The organism is Pseudomonas sp. MYb13, assembly GCF_002980075.1.
In the GTDB taxonomy this organism is placed as follows: Bacteria; Pseudomonadota; Gammaproteobacteria; order Pseudomonadales; family Pseudomonadaceae; genus Aquipseudomonas; species Aquipseudomonas lurida.
Genome location: NZ_PCQI01000002.1, coordinates 371,978 through 386,534 on the forward strand (window position 1 = coordinate 371,978; position 14,557 = coordinate 386,534).

Genomic DNA, 14,557 nt, shown 5'->3' on the forward strand with positions numbered 1-14,557 from the left:
ACCTGCCATGAACCTTGATTACCTGCTGCCCGCGATAGCGCTCGTGCTGTTCGGCATCGGCATCGGCCCTGCGCAGGCGCAGGAAGAATGCCGCCTGGACCTCAGCGAGCCACGCCTGGATTTCGGCCTGATGAACCGCGCCGTACTGGTGACGCCTGCGCCCGAGCGTTTACTCGGCGAGCGACGTGTCGGCGTGACCCTCACCTGCTTGCAACCTGTGGCGATGAGCCTGTTTTACCGAGGCCTGGCCGCCGGTGCCGAACGGTTTCGTTTCACCGACCAGGGCAGCTACCAGTTACAGGTCCAGGACGCGGTGCTGGATGGCCATGCCGTGAACCTGGGCTTGATTGCCGGTCACGGGCTAGCACCGAGTACCCACGGTTCAAGCCTGACCTGGCGAGCCGACCATGGCATCGTGCCGTTGCACAACGGCCAGCCCGCGCTCGGTCGCCGCTTTTCCGTACAGATGGTGGCCAATGCCTGGGCCGAGGACGGCGCCGCCCGCGTTCGCGATGCCGTGACCTGGCAGGCCTCTGGGTGGGTCGATGCGCCCGCCTCCGGTCGCTCCCGGGAGCTGCAATTGCTCGCGCGTTTCGCTCCAGCGGCGTGCACGCCCAGCCTGTCCAATGGCGGCACGGTGGACTTTGGCAAGGTGTCGGCCAAGGCACTGAACCCCGACAAGGAGACGCACCTGCCGGACAAGCAATTGGCCCTGACAGTGAACTGCGACGGACCGACTCATTTTGCCTTGCTCATGCAAGACAATCGCCTGGGCTCGGCAACCGGCGGCACCGATGAGACAGCCTACGGGCTGGGCCTGGACGCACGCGCGCAAAAGATCGGCCGCTACTCGGTAAACGTCGACCCGGCGCAGGCCAGCGCCGATAACCTGCAACAGCTGTATCGCACCGAGTCCACCACGGCGGGCGCTGCCTGGAGCAGCGCCAATGCCAACCCACTGCCCCTGGCTGGCCGCAGCTACCTGGGCTTTACCGACAGTGCCGGCAGCATCCTTGGCCCCACAGCGTTGCAGAAGGTATCCGCGCTGCTGACGCTGAAGACAGTCATCGCCCCGCTCCAGCAGTTGGACCTGAGCAGCGAGATCAGACTCGACGGCTCGGCCACCCTGGAAATCATCTACCTCTAACCCGCGTACCGGAGCCCCACAATGAAACCGTTACTGATGTTCCTGACCCTTGCCCTAAGCCCGCTGGCGATGGCCGACTCCACGGTCGAGCTGAACGTCAAAGGCCTGATCACCCCGGAGGCCTGCACCCCAACCTTGTCCGCCGGGGGCTTGGTCGACTTCGGCAAGATTTCCCAACAAGACCTCAACCTCACGACAGGTACGCGGCTGCCGGCCAAATCCCTGAACCTGAGCATCGATTGCAATGGCCCGGTGCGCTACGCCCTGCGCATGCGCGATAACCGTGACGGCACCGCCCACGTCAACAGCGAGATCTATTACGGGATGGGCCTGGACAACAGCGGCAACAAGATCGGTGTGTATTCGGTCAGTTTCGATCCGAAGCAAACCGTGGCAGACACGCTGCCAGGCCTTTATGGCACCGAGTCCACCACCGGCGGCGTAGCGTGGCGCACGTCCAACCGCAACCCGATCGACATCGACGCCAGAAGCCTGCTGGGGTTTACCGACCTTGAAGGCAGCACGGCCGGCCCCTCTGCGATCCAGACACTGACCAGCACGCTGACCCTCGAAGCGGTGATCAATGCCAAGCAGAACCTGGACCTGAGCACCGATATCCCCTTGGACGGCTCGGGCACTCTGGAGGTGGTCTACCTCTAGACCTTCTCGCTGCACACCCCGACGTACAACGCACGGCCTGCGCCCAGCCCGGCGACGATCGCGCCCAGGCCAATCACCGCGAAGACCCAGCCCACAGCCGACCAACTGCCGGTCCAGTCGTGAATCAGGCCGACCGCAAACGGGCCAAGGGAAGCCAGCGTATAGCCAAACCCCTGGGCCATGCTCGACAGGTTGGCGGCGACGTGGGCGTCACGCGAACGCAACACGATCAAGGTCAGCGCCAGGCTGAACGTACCGCCCTGGCCCAGGCCCAGCAGGATTGCCCACCCCCACAGCCCATCGAGCGGTGCGTACAGGCAACCGAACAACCCCCCCAGGGTCAGCAGCATCACCACGACGATGGCCAGGCGCTGGTCCTTTCCTCGGGTGGCCAGCCACGGTGCCGCAAGCGAACTGGCCAATTGCACGATGATCGAGCCGGACAGTGCCAGCCCGGCTTCAGTGGCACTCAAGCCACGACCGATGAGGATCGACGGCAGCCAGCCAAAGACGATGTAGGCCAGGGACGATTGCAGGCCCATGTACACCGTGACCTGCCACGCCAAGGGGTCACGCAGCAAACCCTTCACCCGATAGGCGACTTGATGCGCGCCGTGTTTGTGCCCCACTTGCGGCAACCAGAACAACGCCGCCACCAACGCCGGCACCAGCCAGAACCCCAGGCCGATGTTCCAGCTGTCGCCAAAGTAATCACTCAACGGCACCGTGGAGCCCGCCGCCAGCGCTGCCCCCAGGCACAACGCCATGGTGTAGACGCCGGTCATGGCGCCGGCCTGCCTGGCGAAATCACGCTTGACGATACCCGGCAGCAGCACGCCGATGATGCCAATGCTCGCACCCGCGATCAGGCTGCCGGCAAACAAACCAACCTCACCGAACGAGCTGCGCAGGATGATCCCGGCAGCCAGCGTCAGCAAAATCCCCAACACCACGCGCTCGGCGCCGAAGCGCCGGGCCAGGATCGGTGCCATCGGCGCGAACAGGCCCAGGCACAGCACCGGCAAGGTGGTCAGCAAGCCGGCTTTGGCCGCTGACAACCCAAGGCTGTGTGAAACCTCAGCCAGCAGCGGCGACATGCTCGACAGTGCCGGGCGCAAGTTCAACGCCACCAGGATCAGGCCCAGCAACAACAGCCAGGGGCGGCTGACCACCGGGTGACTGTGCTGCACCACCTCGTCGTCGGCTTCGGCGTCGATCAAGAGTTCTTCGAGTTCGGTCGTGCGTTTGGCTTCAAGGTTCATTGATCAACTGCCGGCAGACGGATTTGGCGCGCTCGGGGTCTTGGTGTTCCACCGCGTCGAGCAGGGCGACGTGCAAGTCAAACACGGCCTGGCGGCGCGGTGAGATATTCAGGGTCTGGCGCAACTGTGCGCCAACGATGGCGGAGAAATACTGGTACAGCTCGCTCAAGGCAGGGTTGTGCGCGGCGTCGACCAAGTGTTTGTGAAACACCAGGTCAGCGCTGATATAGGCCTCCAGGTCACCGTGATACAGCTCGGCGCTGGCGTCCAGTGCGCTGCGCAACGCTTTGAGGTCTTGCTGGGTGCGGCGCACTGCAGCCAGCCCGATGGCCTCCACCTCCAGTATCTGCCGCGTCTCCTGCGCCTGCTCCAGGGTGCAATGGGACAGCGCCCGCATCGCTCCAAGCGGATCGGTCATCGAGCGCAGGTAACTGCCATCGCCCTGACGGATCTCGATCAACCCGGAAAACGCCAATACGCGCATGGCCTCGCGCACGGTATTGCGGCTGATACCCAGCTCGGCGGACAGCTCAGGCTCGGTGGGCAGGCGCTCACCGATGGCCCATCGGCCTTCGGTGATGCGTAGCCGTAACTGCTCCAAGGCTTGGTCGACCAGGGAGCGTTTGATCAAGGGGGCGATGTCTGTCATGGGCTCAGCGCTTTCGTCCAATCATAGGATGAATTTTCCTACAGCCTATTCGGACTTGACTACAAAGGCAACGCACTAGGGTTCTTAGGCAGGCAAAGGAGCAGTATTTTCGATTGGTAAAATTACCCTCTGAGGGTAATTATGGATTCAAGTGTCTTATGGAAAAGTACACACCTCATTACGATTTGGCGGTGATAAAGCTGGATGTGAGGCGGCTTGGAAGAAGAGCGTTTACACATACAGCACAAAGGTGCGGCAGGGAACTTCACTTCAGCGTCGGTGAGATGCAGGAGGCCATCTATGGGTTACAACACTGGATGTTGTACAAATCGATGACCACCTATAGCGATCATCGGGTCTGGCAGGACGTTTACTGCACTCATTCAAAAGAAAGGGATATCTACATAAAGGTCACTTACTCCCCGGACAGTGCCCCGCCGGTGATCTCTTTCAAGGAGAAAAACCCATGAAGGTAAAAAATTGCTACATCTGTGGCGCCCCCGACGCGTTGCATTATTTTGAGGGGCGCAGCGAAACCATCAAAGTCAAAGGCATGGAGCGCCGGGTGGACAACCTTTCAGGTTGGGAATGTCACGTATGCGCAGACGGCTTTTGGGATCCTGATACCGACAGTGCTGATCGTTATGGAGAGGCAGGTGATGAGCTTGTCCTCGCAGCCAGAAAGATGATCGGCGCCGAGATCAAACGCACCCGTCGCAAACTCCATCTTACGCAAAAAGAAGCGGTGGAATTGCTGTCCGGTGGCGGCCACAACGCATTCTCCCGCTACGAACGTGGCGAGTTGCTTGCTCCCAAACCATTGGTGGTGCTGATGCGGCTACTGGATCGTCACCCGCACCTGCTTGCTGACGCAAAAGTCCTGGCAGAAGGCGCGGATATGCGCGGCGCCTTTACCTACACCGTGCACAGCGACACTGAAACACTCAAGGCCTCCTAGCCCCCCAAAAAATAAACCCGGCACCAGGCCGGGTTTATCGTTTCAAGCATCGATCAGTGCAAGATCTGGCTCAGGAACAATTTGGTCCGATCATTCTGCGGGTTGTCGAAGAAGTCATTCGGCGCCGCCTGTTCCACGATCTCGCCCTTGTCCATGAAGATCACGCGGTTGGCCACGGTACGGGCGAAGCCCATCTCGTGGGTTACACACAACATGGTCATGCCGTCTTCGGCCAGGCCGATCATGGTGTCCAATACCTCTTTCACCATTTCCGGATCGAGTGCCGAGGTCGGCTCATCGAACAGCATGATTTTCGGCTTCATGCACAAGGCACGGGCGATCGCCACGCGCTGTTGCTGGCCGCCAGACAATTGCCCCGGAAACTTGTGGGCCTGCTCCGGGATGCGCACACGCTCCAGGTAGTGCATGGCGATTTCCTCGGCCTTGCGCTTGGGCATCTTGCGCACCCACATCGGTGCCAACGTGCAGTTCTGCAGGATGGTCAGGTGCGGGAACAGGTTGAAGTGCTGGAACACCATGCCGACTTCACGGCGGATCGCTTCGATCTGCTTGAGGTCGTTGGTCAGCTCCACGCCGTCGACCACGATGCGGCCCTGCTGGTGTTCTTCCAGGCGGTTGAGGCAACGGATGGTGGTGGACTTGCCCGAACCGGACGGGCCGCACAACACGATACGCTCGCCCTGCTTGACGTTGAGGTTGATGTCTTTCAACACGTGGAACTGGCCGTACCACTTGTTGACGCCCTGCATCTGGATAATGCCTTCAGGGCTCACAGGCTGTTTGATCGCTTCGCTCATAACAACAACTCCTAACGCTTGTGGCCTGTGTCGAGCTTGTGTTCCAAATGAATGGAATAGCGCGACATACCAAAACAGAAAATCCAGAACACCAGGGCCGCAAACACGTAGCCTTCGGTGGCCATGCCCAACCATTTAGGGTCGGCAGCGGCTTGCTTGACGCTGTTGAGCAGGTCAAACAGGCCGATGATGATCACCAGGCTCGTGTCCTTGAACAGCGCGATAAAGGTGTTGACGATGCCAGGGATTACCAGCTTCAGGGCTTGCGGGAGAATCACCAGGCCCATGCTGCGCCAGTAGCCCAGGCCCATCGCGGCGGCGGCTTCGTACTGCCCTTTGGGAATTGCCTGCAGGCCTCCGCGCACCACTTCGGCCACGTAGGCCGACTGGAAAAGGATCACGCCGATCAGCGCGCGCAGCAATTTGTCGATGCCCATGCCTTCAGGCAGGAACAACGGCAGCATCACCGACGACATGAACAGCACGGTGATCAACGGCACGCCTCGCCAGAATTCGATGAAGGTCACGCAGACCACTCGAATCGCCGGCATGTTCGAACGGCGCCCCAACGCCAGCATGATGCCCAGCGGCAAGGCGCCGGCAATGCCGACGGTGGCGATCACCAGGGTCAGCATCAGCCCGCCCCATTGGCTGGTCGCCACGTTGGCCAGGCCAAAGATCCCGCCGTGCAGCAGGAAGTAGGCGATGATCGGGTACAACACCAGGAAGCTCAGGCCGTAGATCGCCTTGCGTTGGAAACGCGAGATGAACAACGGCGCGACGCCGACGATGGCCAGCCACACGGTCAGGTCTACGCGCCAGCGCAAGTCGCCAGGGTAGTAGCCGTACATGAACTGCCCGAAACGCTGTTGGATAAACACCCAGCAAGCGCCTTCCTTGGTGCAATCGGCACGCGTGGTGCCGACCCAGTTGGCGTCCAGGATTGCCCAATGCAGGATCGGCGGCACCACCAGGTAGATCAGGTAAAACGCCAACAGGGTCAGCAGGGTGTTGAGCCAGCTGGAAAACAGGTTGGCGCGCATCCATGCCATCGGCCCGAACACCTTGTTCGGCGGCGGCATATCAGGTTTGAAAGTATGCGTACTCATGCGTGTTTCCTCACCGCTCGATCAGCGCAATGCGCTTGTTGTACCAGTTCATCAGCAGGGAAATGCTGATGCTGATCGCCAGGTACACGCTCATGGTGATGGCAATGACTTCGATCGCCTGCCCGGTCTGGTTGAGCACCGTGCCGGCAAACAGCGAAACCATTTCCGGGTAACCGATACCGGCGGCCAGCGACGAGTTTTTCGCCAGGTTCAGGTACTGGCTGGTCAGCGGCGGGATAATCACTCGCAGTGCCTGCGGGATGATCACCTTGCGCAGCGTCGGACCAGGGCGCAGGCCCAGGGAGCGCGCAGCTTCGGTCTGGCCGTGGCTGACGGACTTGATGCCCGAACGTACGATCTCGGCAATAAACGCCGCCGTGTACACCGTAAGTGCCAGGGTCAGTGCCAACAGTTCAGGGATGAGTACCCAGCCGCCGACAAAGTTGAAGCCTTGCAGCTTGGGCATCTCCCAGTGCAGCGGTGCACCGAAGATCAAGGCGCACAACGCCGGGATCACGATGAACAGCGCCAGGCCCGCCCAGAACTTGTGGAACGGTACGCCGGTGGCTTCGAAACGCTTGTTGGCCCAACGCGCCATCAGCACGATTGCCACGATGGCGACGACGATGCTGACCACAAACGGCCAGAAGCCGTCAGCGGCAATCGCTGCCGGCATGTTCAGGCCACGGCTGCTGACAAAGAAGGTATCGCCGAAGTTGTGGCTGTTACGCGGCCCCGGCATGGTCAGGAACACCGCGAAGTACCAGAACAGGATTTGCAGCAGCGGCGGAATGTTTCGGAAGACTTCTACATACACGGTCGCCAGCTTGTTGATCATCCAGTTCGGCGACAGTCGAGCCACGCCGATGACGAACCCGAGCAGCGTCGCCAGGATCACGCCGATGAAGGTCACCAGCAAGGTGTTGAGCAAACCGATCACAAACACACGGGCATAACTGTCCGATTCGGTGTAGTCGATCAGGTGCTGCGCGATGCCGAAGCCGGCACTGCGTTCAAGAAAGTCGAAACCCGAGGTAATGCCCCGGTGCTGAAGGTTGGTCTGGGTATTGTTGAAGAGGTACCAGCCCAGCGAGACCACCGCCACAATCGTGATGATCTGGAAGAGCCACGCACGCACTTTGGGATCGCTGAAGCTGAGCTTCTGCTTTGGTGCGCCGATTTGATTTTGCATGAAGTGCCCCGGAAATAATGGAACAGAACATCACCCGGCGGTTGGCCCACCGGGTGACAGAACCATCAGCGATCAGCGCACAGGTGGTGCGTATTGAATGCCGCCGGCGTTCCACAGTGCGTTCAGGCCACGGTCGATTTCCAGCGGGGTGCTCTTGCCCAGGTTGCGCTCGAACACTTCACCGTAGTTACCCACTTGCTTGACGATCTGTACGACCCAGTCTTTCTTCACTTTCAGGTCTTTGCCGTATTCACCGTCAGCACCGAGCAGACGTGCAACGTCCGGGTTCTTGGTGGACTTGGCTTCAGCTTCAACGTTTTTGGAAGTGATACCGGCTTCTTCAGCGTTGAGCATGGCGTAGCCAACCCAGCGCACGATGGCCAGCCACTCGTCGTCGCCGTTACGCACGACTGGACCCAGGGGTTCCTTGGAAATGGTTTCCGGCAGGACCACATAGTCTTTCGGCGCGGCCAGCTTGCTGCGCTGGGCGAACAGTTGGGACTTGTCGGACGTCAGTACGTCGCAGCGACCGGATTCCAGCGACTTGGCGCTTTCGTCGGAGGTGTCGAAGGTGATCGGGGTGTATTTCAGGCCGTTGCCACGGAAGTAGTCGGAAACGTTCAGCTCAGTGGTGGTACCGGCCTGGATGCAGATGGTTGCACCGTCCAGTTCCTTGGCACTTTTAACGCCCAGCTTATTGTTTACCAGGAAGCCGATGCCGTCGTAGTAAGTGATGAAGCCTGGGAATTTCAGGCCCATGCCGGCGTCGCGGGAGCTGGTCATGGTGGTGTTACGGGACAGAATGTCGACTTCGCCGGATTGAAGCGCGGTGAAACGCTCCTTGGCATTCAACTGGCTGAATTTGACCTTGGTAGCGTCGCCGAAAACGGCAGCGGCCACAGCGCGGCAAACGTCAGCGTCGATCCCCAGGATCTTGCCGCTGGCATCCGGTACCGAGAAACCCGGCAGACCGTCACTCACGCCACATTGCACAAAGCCTTTCTTCTGCACGGCGTCCAGCGTGGCGCCAGCTTGGGCGAAACCACTGACACCCAGTACAGCCGCCGCGGAAACGATGGCCAGGGTGGATTTCAATACCTTCATTCAAACCTCCAGTTTGCTCTTGTTGTGTCGGAGCTAGAACCTCAGCGCACCCTTATGAGGCGATATCGACCCGTGTTGGCTTTTTTTAGGGTCAAGCGGCATGAAGTTGTCGCGGTAATTCCAGTTGCTATCCCATGAGCGGCAGTCACTGATAGTGTTACCGTCCTGAGATAGCGCTGACATCGTTCAACACATAGCAAGGCCCGTACCAGAGTGCCGGCTGAGTCGATTCAGCCCACGGTCAATAGAAAAACATTCAACCGTGCGACATCTTATTAACAGATCAACCCGTCGCGCACCGTTCCGACGCACCCAATCGGAGCGCACGCACATTAATGGAGCAGACATGACCGAACCCTTGATTCTTCAGCCCGCCAAGCCCGCAGACGCCTGCGTAATCTGGTTGCATGGCCTGGGTGCCGATCGCTACGACTTTCTGCCGGTGGCCGAAGCGCTGCAGGAAAGCTTGCTGAGCACTCGCTTCGTTTTGCCCCAGGCGCCTACCCGTCCGGTGACGATCAATGGCGGCTACGAGATGCCCAGCTGGTACGACATCAAGGCCATGAGCCCGGCCCGGTCTATCAGCCTGGAAGAGTTGGAGGTATCGGCCAAAATGGTCGTGGATCTGATCGAGACGCAGAAGAGAACCGGAATAGACGCCTCGCGGATTTTCCTCGCCGGGTTTTCCCAGGGCGGCGCCGTCGTTTTCCACACGGCGTTTCTGAACTGGGAAGGCCCATTGGGTGGCGTGATCGCTCTCTCCACCTATGCGCCGACATTCGGGGACGAGCTGGAGTTGTCCGCCAGCCAGCAGCGCATTCCCGCCCTGTGCCTGCATGGCCAATACGATGACGTGGTGCAGAACGCCATGGGCCGCAGTGCCTACGAGCATTTGAAAAGCCGTGGTGTCACCGTTGCATGGCAGGAATACCCAATGGGCCACGAAGTGTTACCCGAGGAGATACGCGACATCGGCGCCTGGTTGACCGCTCGCCTGGGCTGAAAACCAGCGTTTATGTAGCCGTATGACAGACGCACTACGCCGCGCCCGATTCTTGCATTACACTGGCCGGCGTACATTCCTTAACCAATTAATGAGATCACCGTGCTCAAAGCACTTAAGAAGATGTTCGGCAAAAGCGAGGCTGAGCCGCTCGCGCCTGTTCCCAGTGCTCCTGTCCCGACACCCGGCAGCCGCAATGACGGTAAACAGCCCGGCCGGACCGCACCTGTCGCGCAGCCGAAGAAACCAACCGTGACGCCACCTGAACAGGCAACGCCGGTTGAAGCCGCTCCCGCGCCAGTCGCACCCAAGCCGCGGCGCGAACGTGCTCCCAAACCGCCCGTGACCCCATGGAAGCTCGAAGACTTCGTCGTCGAGCCCCAGGAAGGCAAGACCCGCTTCCACGATTTCAAGCTAGCTCCGGAACTGATGCACGCCATCCAGGACCTGGGGTTCCCGTACTGCACGCCGATCCAGGCGCAAGTGCTGGGCTTTACCCTCGCGGGCAAAGACGCCATCGGCCGTGCCCAGACCGGTACCGGCAAGACCGCCGCGTTCCTGATCTCGATCATCACCCAACTGCTGCAAACGCCGCCGCCGAAAGAACGCTACATGGGTGAGCCGCGCGCACTGATCATCGCCCCTACCCGGGAACTGGTGGTTCAGATCGCCAAGGACGCCGCGGACCTGACCAAGTACACCGGCCTCAACGTCATGACGTTTGTGGGCGGCATGGACTTCGACAAGCAGCTCAAGCACCTTGAAGCCCGTCACTGCGACATCCTGGTGGCCACCCCTGGCCGTTTGCTCGACTTCAACCAGCGCGGCGACGTGCACCTGGACATGGTCGAAGTGATGGTCCTGGACGAAGCCGATCGCATGCTCGACATGGGTTTTATCCCGCAAGTGCGTCAGATCATTCGCCAGACTCCGCCGAAATCCGAACGCCAGACCCTGCTGTTCTCCGCGACTTTCACCGAAGACGTGATGAACCTTGCCAAGCAATGGACCACTGAGCCGTCCATCGTCGAGATCGAAGCGGAAAACGTCGCCAGCGAAAACGTCGAGCAACACATCTACGCCGTGGCCGGTGCGGACAAGTACAAGCTGCTCTACAACCTGGTCAACGACAATGGTTGGGAGCGCGTGATGGTGTTTGCCAACCGCAAGGACGAAGTGCGCCGCATCGAAGAACGCCTGGTGCGTGACGGTGTGAACGCCGCGCAACTGTCCGGCGATGTGCCGCAACACAAGCGCATCAAGACGCTGGAAGGTTTCCGCGAAGGCAAGATTCGTGTGCTGGTGGCCACCGACGTCGCCGGTCGCGGGATTCACATCGACGGCATCAGCCACGTGATCAACTTCACCTTGCCGGAAGTACCCGACGACTACGTGCACCGCATCGGCCGTACCGGTCGTGCCGGGGCTGCGGGTGTGTCGATCAGTTTTGCCGGGGAGGATGACTCGTACCAACTGCCGTCGATCGAGACGCTGCTGGGGCGCAAGATAAGCTGTGAAACGCCGCCAACGCATCTGTTGCGCGCCGTCGAGCGCAAACGTCCTTAAGCTTCAAACGCAGTCACAAACGTGGGAGGTGGCTTGCCTGCGATAGCATCACCTGGTGTCACTAAAAACACCGAGGTGTCAGCATCGCAGGCAAGCCAGCTCCCACAGTGGGTTCTGGGTTCGGCTGGCTACTTCCAGCGATCCGCTGCGGCGTTATCACTGCTGCGCCCTTCCACCCAACGCGCGCCCTCAGGGGTATTTTCTTTTTTCCAGAACGGCGCCCGGGTCTTCAGGTAGTCCATCACAAACGCGCAGGCATCAAACGCAGCCTGGCGATGGGCACTGGCAGCGGCCACGAACACAATCGGCTCACCGGGTTCCAGCGCGCCAACACGGTGCAGCACTTCCAGCTTGAGCAACGGCCAGCGCTGCTCCGCTTCCACGGCGATCTTGGCCAGGGCTTTCTCGGTCATGCCCGGGTAGTGCTCCAGGAACATCCCCGACACGTCGCGGCCGTCATTGAAGTCGCGCACATAGCCGACAAAACTCACCACCGCGCCCACACCGACATTGGCCGCATGCATGGCATTCACCTCTGCCCCTGGATCGAACGCCTGGGCCTGCACACGAATGGCCATGTTCAGCCTCCGGTCACGGGGGGGAAGAAGGCGACTTCGTCACCCGGTTGCAGCGGCTCGTCGAGTCCGCAGAGTTCTTCGTTACGGGCGCACATCAAACGGGTTTCGTTGAGCACATCAAAATCCGGGTCACCGGCCAACGCCAGGCGCACAGCTTCGACAGTGGCAAAATCGCCTTCCATTTCCAGCGAGTCAAAGCCCACCGCCTCGGCGTAACGCGCAAAAAACAATACCGTGATGCTCATGCCTGGTCCGCCTTGAAGTGCCCGCTTTTACCGCCGAGCTTTTCCAGCAGGCGGATGCTTTCGATGGTCATGCCACGGTCCACGGCTTTACACATGTCGTAGATCGTCAATGCCGCGACGCTCGCAGCGGTGAGGGCTTCCATCTCCACGCCGGTCTGGCCGGAGAGTTTGCAGCGCGCCAGGATATGCACCGCGTCCACGCCATCGGCGCGCAGCTCGACCTTGACGCCCGTGAGCATCAGCGGGTGGCACAGGGGGATCAGGTCGCTGGTTTTTTTTGCCGCCTGGATCCCCGCAATGCGGGCCACGGCAAACACGTCGCCCTTGGGATGGGCGCCGTCGACAATCATTTTCAGGGTCTCGGGCAGCATGCGCACGCGCGCTTCGGCCACCGCCTCACGGAACGTCACGGACTTGTCGGTGACGTCGACCATATGGGCGCGACCTTGGGAATCGAGATGAGTCAGCACAGGGATACTCCTGATCAGGAGCATCGATTGTAAACCCAACACTGACTAAAAGTGGAAGCCGGCTTGTGTGGGAGCCGGGCTTGCCCGTGATGCAGGCACCGCGGTGTATCTGTTACACCGCGGTGAGGCTATCGCAGGCAAGCCAGCTTCCACACAAACCGGCTCCTACCGTTCAGTGGTTACAGGTGAGACTCGGCGTATTCAGCCAGGATCGAACGAGGCACCCCTTGCAGCGCAATATGCACGCCGTTCGGGAAATCCTTGAAGCGTTCCGTCAGGTACGTCAGCCCGGAGCTGGTCGCGGACAGGTAAGGGGTGTCGATCTGTGCCAGGTTGCCCAGGCACACCACTTTGGAACCGGCACCGGCACGGGTGATGATGGTTTTCATCTGGTGCGGGGTCAGGTTCTGGCATTCATCGATCAGGATCAGGCTTTGCTGGAAGCTGCGACCTCGGATGTAGTTGAGGGATTTGAACTGCAACGGCACTTTGCTGAGGATGTAGTCGACGCTGCCATGGGTGTTTTCGTCATCCATGTGCAAGGCTTCGAGGTTGTCGGTGATCGCCCCCAGCCACGGCTCCATTTTTTCCGCTTCGGTGCCGGGCAGGAAGCCGATCTCCTGGTCCAGGCCCTGCACGCTGCGGGTGGCAATGATACGGCGATAGCGCTTGGTCACCATGGTCTGTTCGATGGCGGCAGCCAGGGCGAGGATGGTTTTACCCGAGCCTGCGGCGCCTGTCAGGTTGACCAGGTGGATGTCCGGGTCGAGCAGCGCGTACAGCGCCAGGCTCTGGTAGATGTCACGCGGTTTCAGGCCCCAGGCTTCCTGGTGCAACAGGGGCTCCTGATGCAGGTCGAGGATCAGCAGCTTGTCGACCTGGATCTCTTTGATCCAGCCTACGAAGCCTTGTTCGTCGATGATGAATTCGTTGATGTGCACGGCCGGCAGGTTGTCGATCAGTTGCACCTGGTGCCAGGTGCGGCCATGGTCCTGACGGGTTTCGACCTTGCTGACCAGGTCCCAGAACGAGCCGGTCACCGTGTGATAACCACGGGAGAGCATCGACACGTCGTCGACCAGTTGGTCGGTACTGTAGTCCTCGGCAGCGATCCCACACGCTCGTGCCTTGAGGCGCATATTGATGTCTTTGGTCACCAGCACCAGGCGCAGGTCCTTGTCGCGCGCGTGCAGGTCGATCAACTGGTTGATGATTTTGTTGTCGTTCAGGTTTTCCGGCAGCAGGCTGTTGGGCTCGCTGCGCTTGCTCATCAGAATCGACAGCAAACCCTTGGGCCCGCTTTTGCCGCGCTGGATCGGCACACCGACCTCTACGTCCTCCGGCGATGCTTCGCCCAAGGTCTTGTCGATCAGGCGGATGGCCTGGCGGCATTCGGCAGCCACGCTGTGGTGCCCGCTTTTGAGTTTGTCGAGCTCCTCAAGCACGATCATCGGAATGGCGACGTGGTGTTCTTCGAAGTTAAGCAGTGCGTTTGGATCGTGGATCAATACGTTGGTATCAAGCACGTAAAGGATTGGCTGGTCGGAAGAAGGGTTACGTCCATGATCATCCATACTCGGTCACCTTTGTGGGAGCCAGTCGACGCAATACCTGGGCGGTGCTGCGCCTCGATTCGACCACCGACTGCACCTGAGTGACGTCAAGCGCAGTGCCCACATGAGGAGTCTTGGAAGACGCCACCTGTGCTGCAGGTTTCGGCGATCTGACTTCGTAATACCGCAAAACCCATGACAGGAAAAAGCACTTTGACGCTTTTTTGAAGTTTATTTTTCAGG

Annotated in this window: 16 protein-coding genes; 6 read left to right on the plus strand and 10 right to left on the minus strand. The window is 60.2% G+C overall.

Going from position 1 to position 14,557, the window contains the following annotated elements; all coding sequences use genetic code 11:
• Positions 1-7: 7 nt before the first annotated feature.
• The gene (locus CQ002_RS05200; RefSeq protein ID WP_105161685.1) at positions 8-1,147 is read left to right on the plus strand and encodes a DUF1120 domain-containing protein; all 1,140 of its coding nucleotides are present in this window, start codon (positions 8-10) and stop codon (positions 1,145-1,147) included.
• A gap of 21 nt (positions 1,148-1,168) precedes the next feature.
• Entirely contained in the window at positions 1,169-1,807 is a 639-nt protein-coding gene (locus CQ002_RS05205; protein ID WP_105161684.1) for a DUF1120 domain-containing protein, read from the plus strand.
• On the opposite strand, the gene CQ002_RS05210 is transcribed toward CQ002_RS05205, so the two are convergent.
• Positions 1,804-3,069: a CynX/NimT family MFS transporter gene (locus CQ002_RS05210; RefSeq protein WP_105161683.1), complete on the minus strand. Its 1,266-nt coding sequence runs from the start codon at positions 3,067-3,069 to the stop codon at positions 1,804-1,806. The genes CQ002_RS05205 and CQ002_RS05210 overlap by 4 nt on opposite strands.
• Positions 3,059-3,718, minus strand: a complete 660-nt coding sequence (locus CQ002_RS05215) for a FadR/GntR family transcriptional regulator (protein WP_025855630.1) — start codon at positions 3,716-3,718, stop codon at positions 3,059-3,061. Before CQ002_RS05215 ends, CQ002_RS05210 begins: the two co-directional genes overlap by 11 nt.
• Before the next feature lie 158 nt (positions 3,719-3,876).
• Between CQ002_RS05215 and CQ002_RS05220 the strand changes: the two genes are divergently transcribed.
• The gene (locus CQ002_RS05220; RefSeq protein ID WP_105161682.1) at positions 3,877-4,188 is read left to right on the plus strand and encodes a type II toxin-antitoxin system MqsR family toxin; all 312 of its coding nucleotides are present in this window, start codon (positions 3,877-3,879) and stop codon (positions 4,186-4,188) included.
• Positions 4,185-4,676, plus strand: coding sequence for a type II toxin-antitoxin system MqsA family antitoxin (locus CQ002_RS05225; protein ID WP_105161681.1), 492 nt, complete (start codon positions 4,185-4,187; stop codon positions 4,674-4,676). Before CQ002_RS05220 ends, CQ002_RS05225 begins: the two co-directional genes overlap by 4 nt.
• Positions 4,677-4,729: 53 nt before the next feature.
• Here the strand turns inward: CQ002_RS05225 and CQ002_RS05230 are convergent, their stop codons facing one another.
• The 4 genes from CQ002_RS05230 to CQ002_RS05245 all read right to left on the minus strand — a co-directional run bounded on the left by CQ002_RS05230 (position 4,730) and on the right by CQ002_RS05245 (position 8,899).
• A complete protein-coding gene (locus CQ002_RS05230) occupies positions 4,730-5,494 on the minus strand; it encodes an amino acid ABC transporter ATP-binding protein (protein ID WP_003171943.1) in 765 nt (254 codons plus the stop codon).
• Between the two features lie 11 nt (positions 5,495-5,505).
• A complete protein-coding gene (locus CQ002_RS05235; protein ID WP_034102298.1) occupies positions 5,506-6,603 on the minus strand; it encodes an amino acid ABC transporter permease in 1,098 nt (365 codons plus the stop codon).
• Positions 6,604-6,613: 10 nt separating this feature from the next.
• Complete coding sequence (locus CQ002_RS05240; protein WP_034102297.1) at positions 6,614-7,795, minus strand: amino acid ABC transporter permease; 1,182 nt, start codon at positions 7,793-7,795, stop codon at positions 6,614-6,616.
• A gap of 72 nt (positions 7,796-7,867) precedes the next feature.
• Positions 7,868-8,899: an amino acid ABC transporter substrate-binding protein gene (locus tag CQ002_RS05245; protein WP_025855626.1), complete on the minus strand. Its 1,032-nt coding sequence runs from the start codon at positions 8,897-8,899 to the stop codon at positions 7,868-7,870.
• 346 nt (positions 8,900-9,245) lie between these two features.
• Here CQ002_RS05245 and CQ002_RS05250 point away from each other — a divergent pair, with 346 nt between their 5' ends.
• The gene (locus tag CQ002_RS05250; protein WP_034102296.1) at positions 9,246-9,902 is read left to right on the plus strand and encodes an alpha/beta hydrolase; all 657 of its coding nucleotides are present in this window, start codon (positions 9,246-9,248) and stop codon (positions 9,900-9,902) included.
• Between the two features lie 96 nt (positions 9,903-9,998).
• A complete protein-coding gene (gene rhlB, locus CQ002_RS05255) occupies positions 9,999-11,468 on the plus strand; it encodes an ATP-dependent RNA helicase RhlB (protein ID WP_034102295.1) in 1,470 nt (489 codons plus the stop codon).
• Positions 11,469-11,596: 128 nt separating this feature from the next.
• Here the strand turns inward: rhlB and moaE are convergent, their stop codons facing one another.
• The 4 genes from moaE to CQ002_RS05275 form a co-directional block, all read right to left on the minus strand.
• Positions 11,597-12,046, minus strand: a complete 450-nt coding sequence (gene moaE, locus CQ002_RS05260; RefSeq protein WP_034102294.1) for a molybdopterin synthase catalytic subunit MoaE — start codon at positions 12,044-12,046, stop codon at positions 11,597-11,599.
• A gap of 2 nt (positions 12,047-12,048) precedes the next feature.
• Positions 12,049-12,291: a MoaD/ThiS family protein gene (locus CQ002_RS05265; RefSeq protein WP_098465816.1), complete on the minus strand. Its 243-nt coding sequence runs from the start codon at positions 12,289-12,291 to the stop codon at positions 12,049-12,051.
• On the minus strand, positions 12,288-12,761 hold the full coding sequence (gene moaC / locus CQ002_RS05270) for a cyclic pyranopterin monophosphate synthase MoaC (RefSeq protein ID WP_069021851.1): 474 nt from the start codon (positions 12,759-12,761) through the stop codon (positions 12,288-12,290). The genes CQ002_RS05265 and moaC overlap by 4 nt, the downstream gene beginning before the upstream one ends.
• A gap of 179 nt (positions 12,762-12,940) precedes the next feature.
• Positions 12,941-14,335 carry a PhoH family protein gene (locus CQ002_RS05275; RefSeq protein WP_012722339.1) on the minus strand — a complete coding sequence of 465 codons (1,395 nt, stop codon included), beginning with the start codon at positions 14,333-14,335 and terminating at the stop codon, positions 12,941-12,943.
• Positions 14,336-14,557: the final 222 nt, after the last annotated feature.

Excerpts from the sequence above, each read along its gene's own strand:
- CQ002_RS05200 (WP_105161685.1), top strand. The coding sequence starts at position 8 with ATGAACCTTGATTACCTGCTGCCCGCGATAGCGCTCGTGCTGTTCGGC.
- CQ002_RS05205 (WP_105161684.1), top strand. The coding sequence starts at position 1,169 with ATGAAACCGTTACTGATGTTCCTGACCCTTGCCCTAAGCCCGCTGGCG.
- CQ002_RS05210 (WP_105161683.1), bottom strand. The coding sequence starts at position 3,069 with ATGAACCTTGAAGCCAAACGCACGACCGAACTCGAAGAACTCTTGATC.
- CQ002_RS05215 (WP_025855630.1), bottom strand. The coding sequence starts at position 3,718 with ATGACAGACATCGCCCCCTTGATCAAACGCTCCCTGGTCGACCAAGCC.
- CQ002_RS05220 (WP_105161682.1), top strand. The coding sequence starts at position 3,877 with ATGGAAAAGTACACACCTCATTACGATTTGGCGGTGATAAAGCTGGAT.
- CQ002_RS05225 (WP_105161681.1), top strand. The coding sequence starts at position 4,185 with ATGAAGGTAAAAAATTGCTACATCTGTGGCGCCCCCGACGCGTTGCAT.
- CQ002_RS05230 (WP_003171943.1), bottom strand. The coding sequence starts at position 5,494 with ATGAGCGAAGCGATCAAACAGCCTGTGAGCCCTGAAGGCATTATCCAG.
- CQ002_RS05235 (WP_034102298.1), bottom strand. The coding sequence starts at position 6,603 with ATGAGTACGCATACTTTCAAACCTGATATGCCGCCGCCGAACAAGGTG.
- CQ002_RS05240 (WP_034102297.1), bottom strand. The coding sequence starts at position 7,795 with ATGCAAAATCAAATCGGCGCACCAAAGCAGAAGCTCAGCTTCAGCGAT.
- CQ002_RS05245 (WP_025855626.1), bottom strand. The coding sequence starts at position 8,899 with ATGAAGGTATTGAAATCCACCCTGGCCATCGTTTCCGCGGCGGCTGTA.
- CQ002_RS05250 (WP_034102296.1), top strand. The coding sequence starts at position 9,246 with ATGACCGAACCCTTGATTCTTCAGCCCGCCAAGCCCGCAGACGCCTGC.
- moaE (WP_034102294.1), bottom strand. The coding sequence starts at position 12,046 with ATGGCCATTCGTGTGCAGGCCCAGGCGTTCGATCCAGGGGCAGAGGTG.
- CQ002_RS05265 (WP_098465816.1), bottom strand. The coding sequence starts at position 12,291 with ATGAGCATCACGGTATTGTTTTTTGCGCGTTACGCCGAGGCGGTGGGC.
- CQ002_RS05275 (WP_012722339.1), bottom strand. The coding sequence starts at position 14,335 with ATGGATGATCATGGACGTAACCCTTCTTCCGACCAGCCAATCCTTTAC.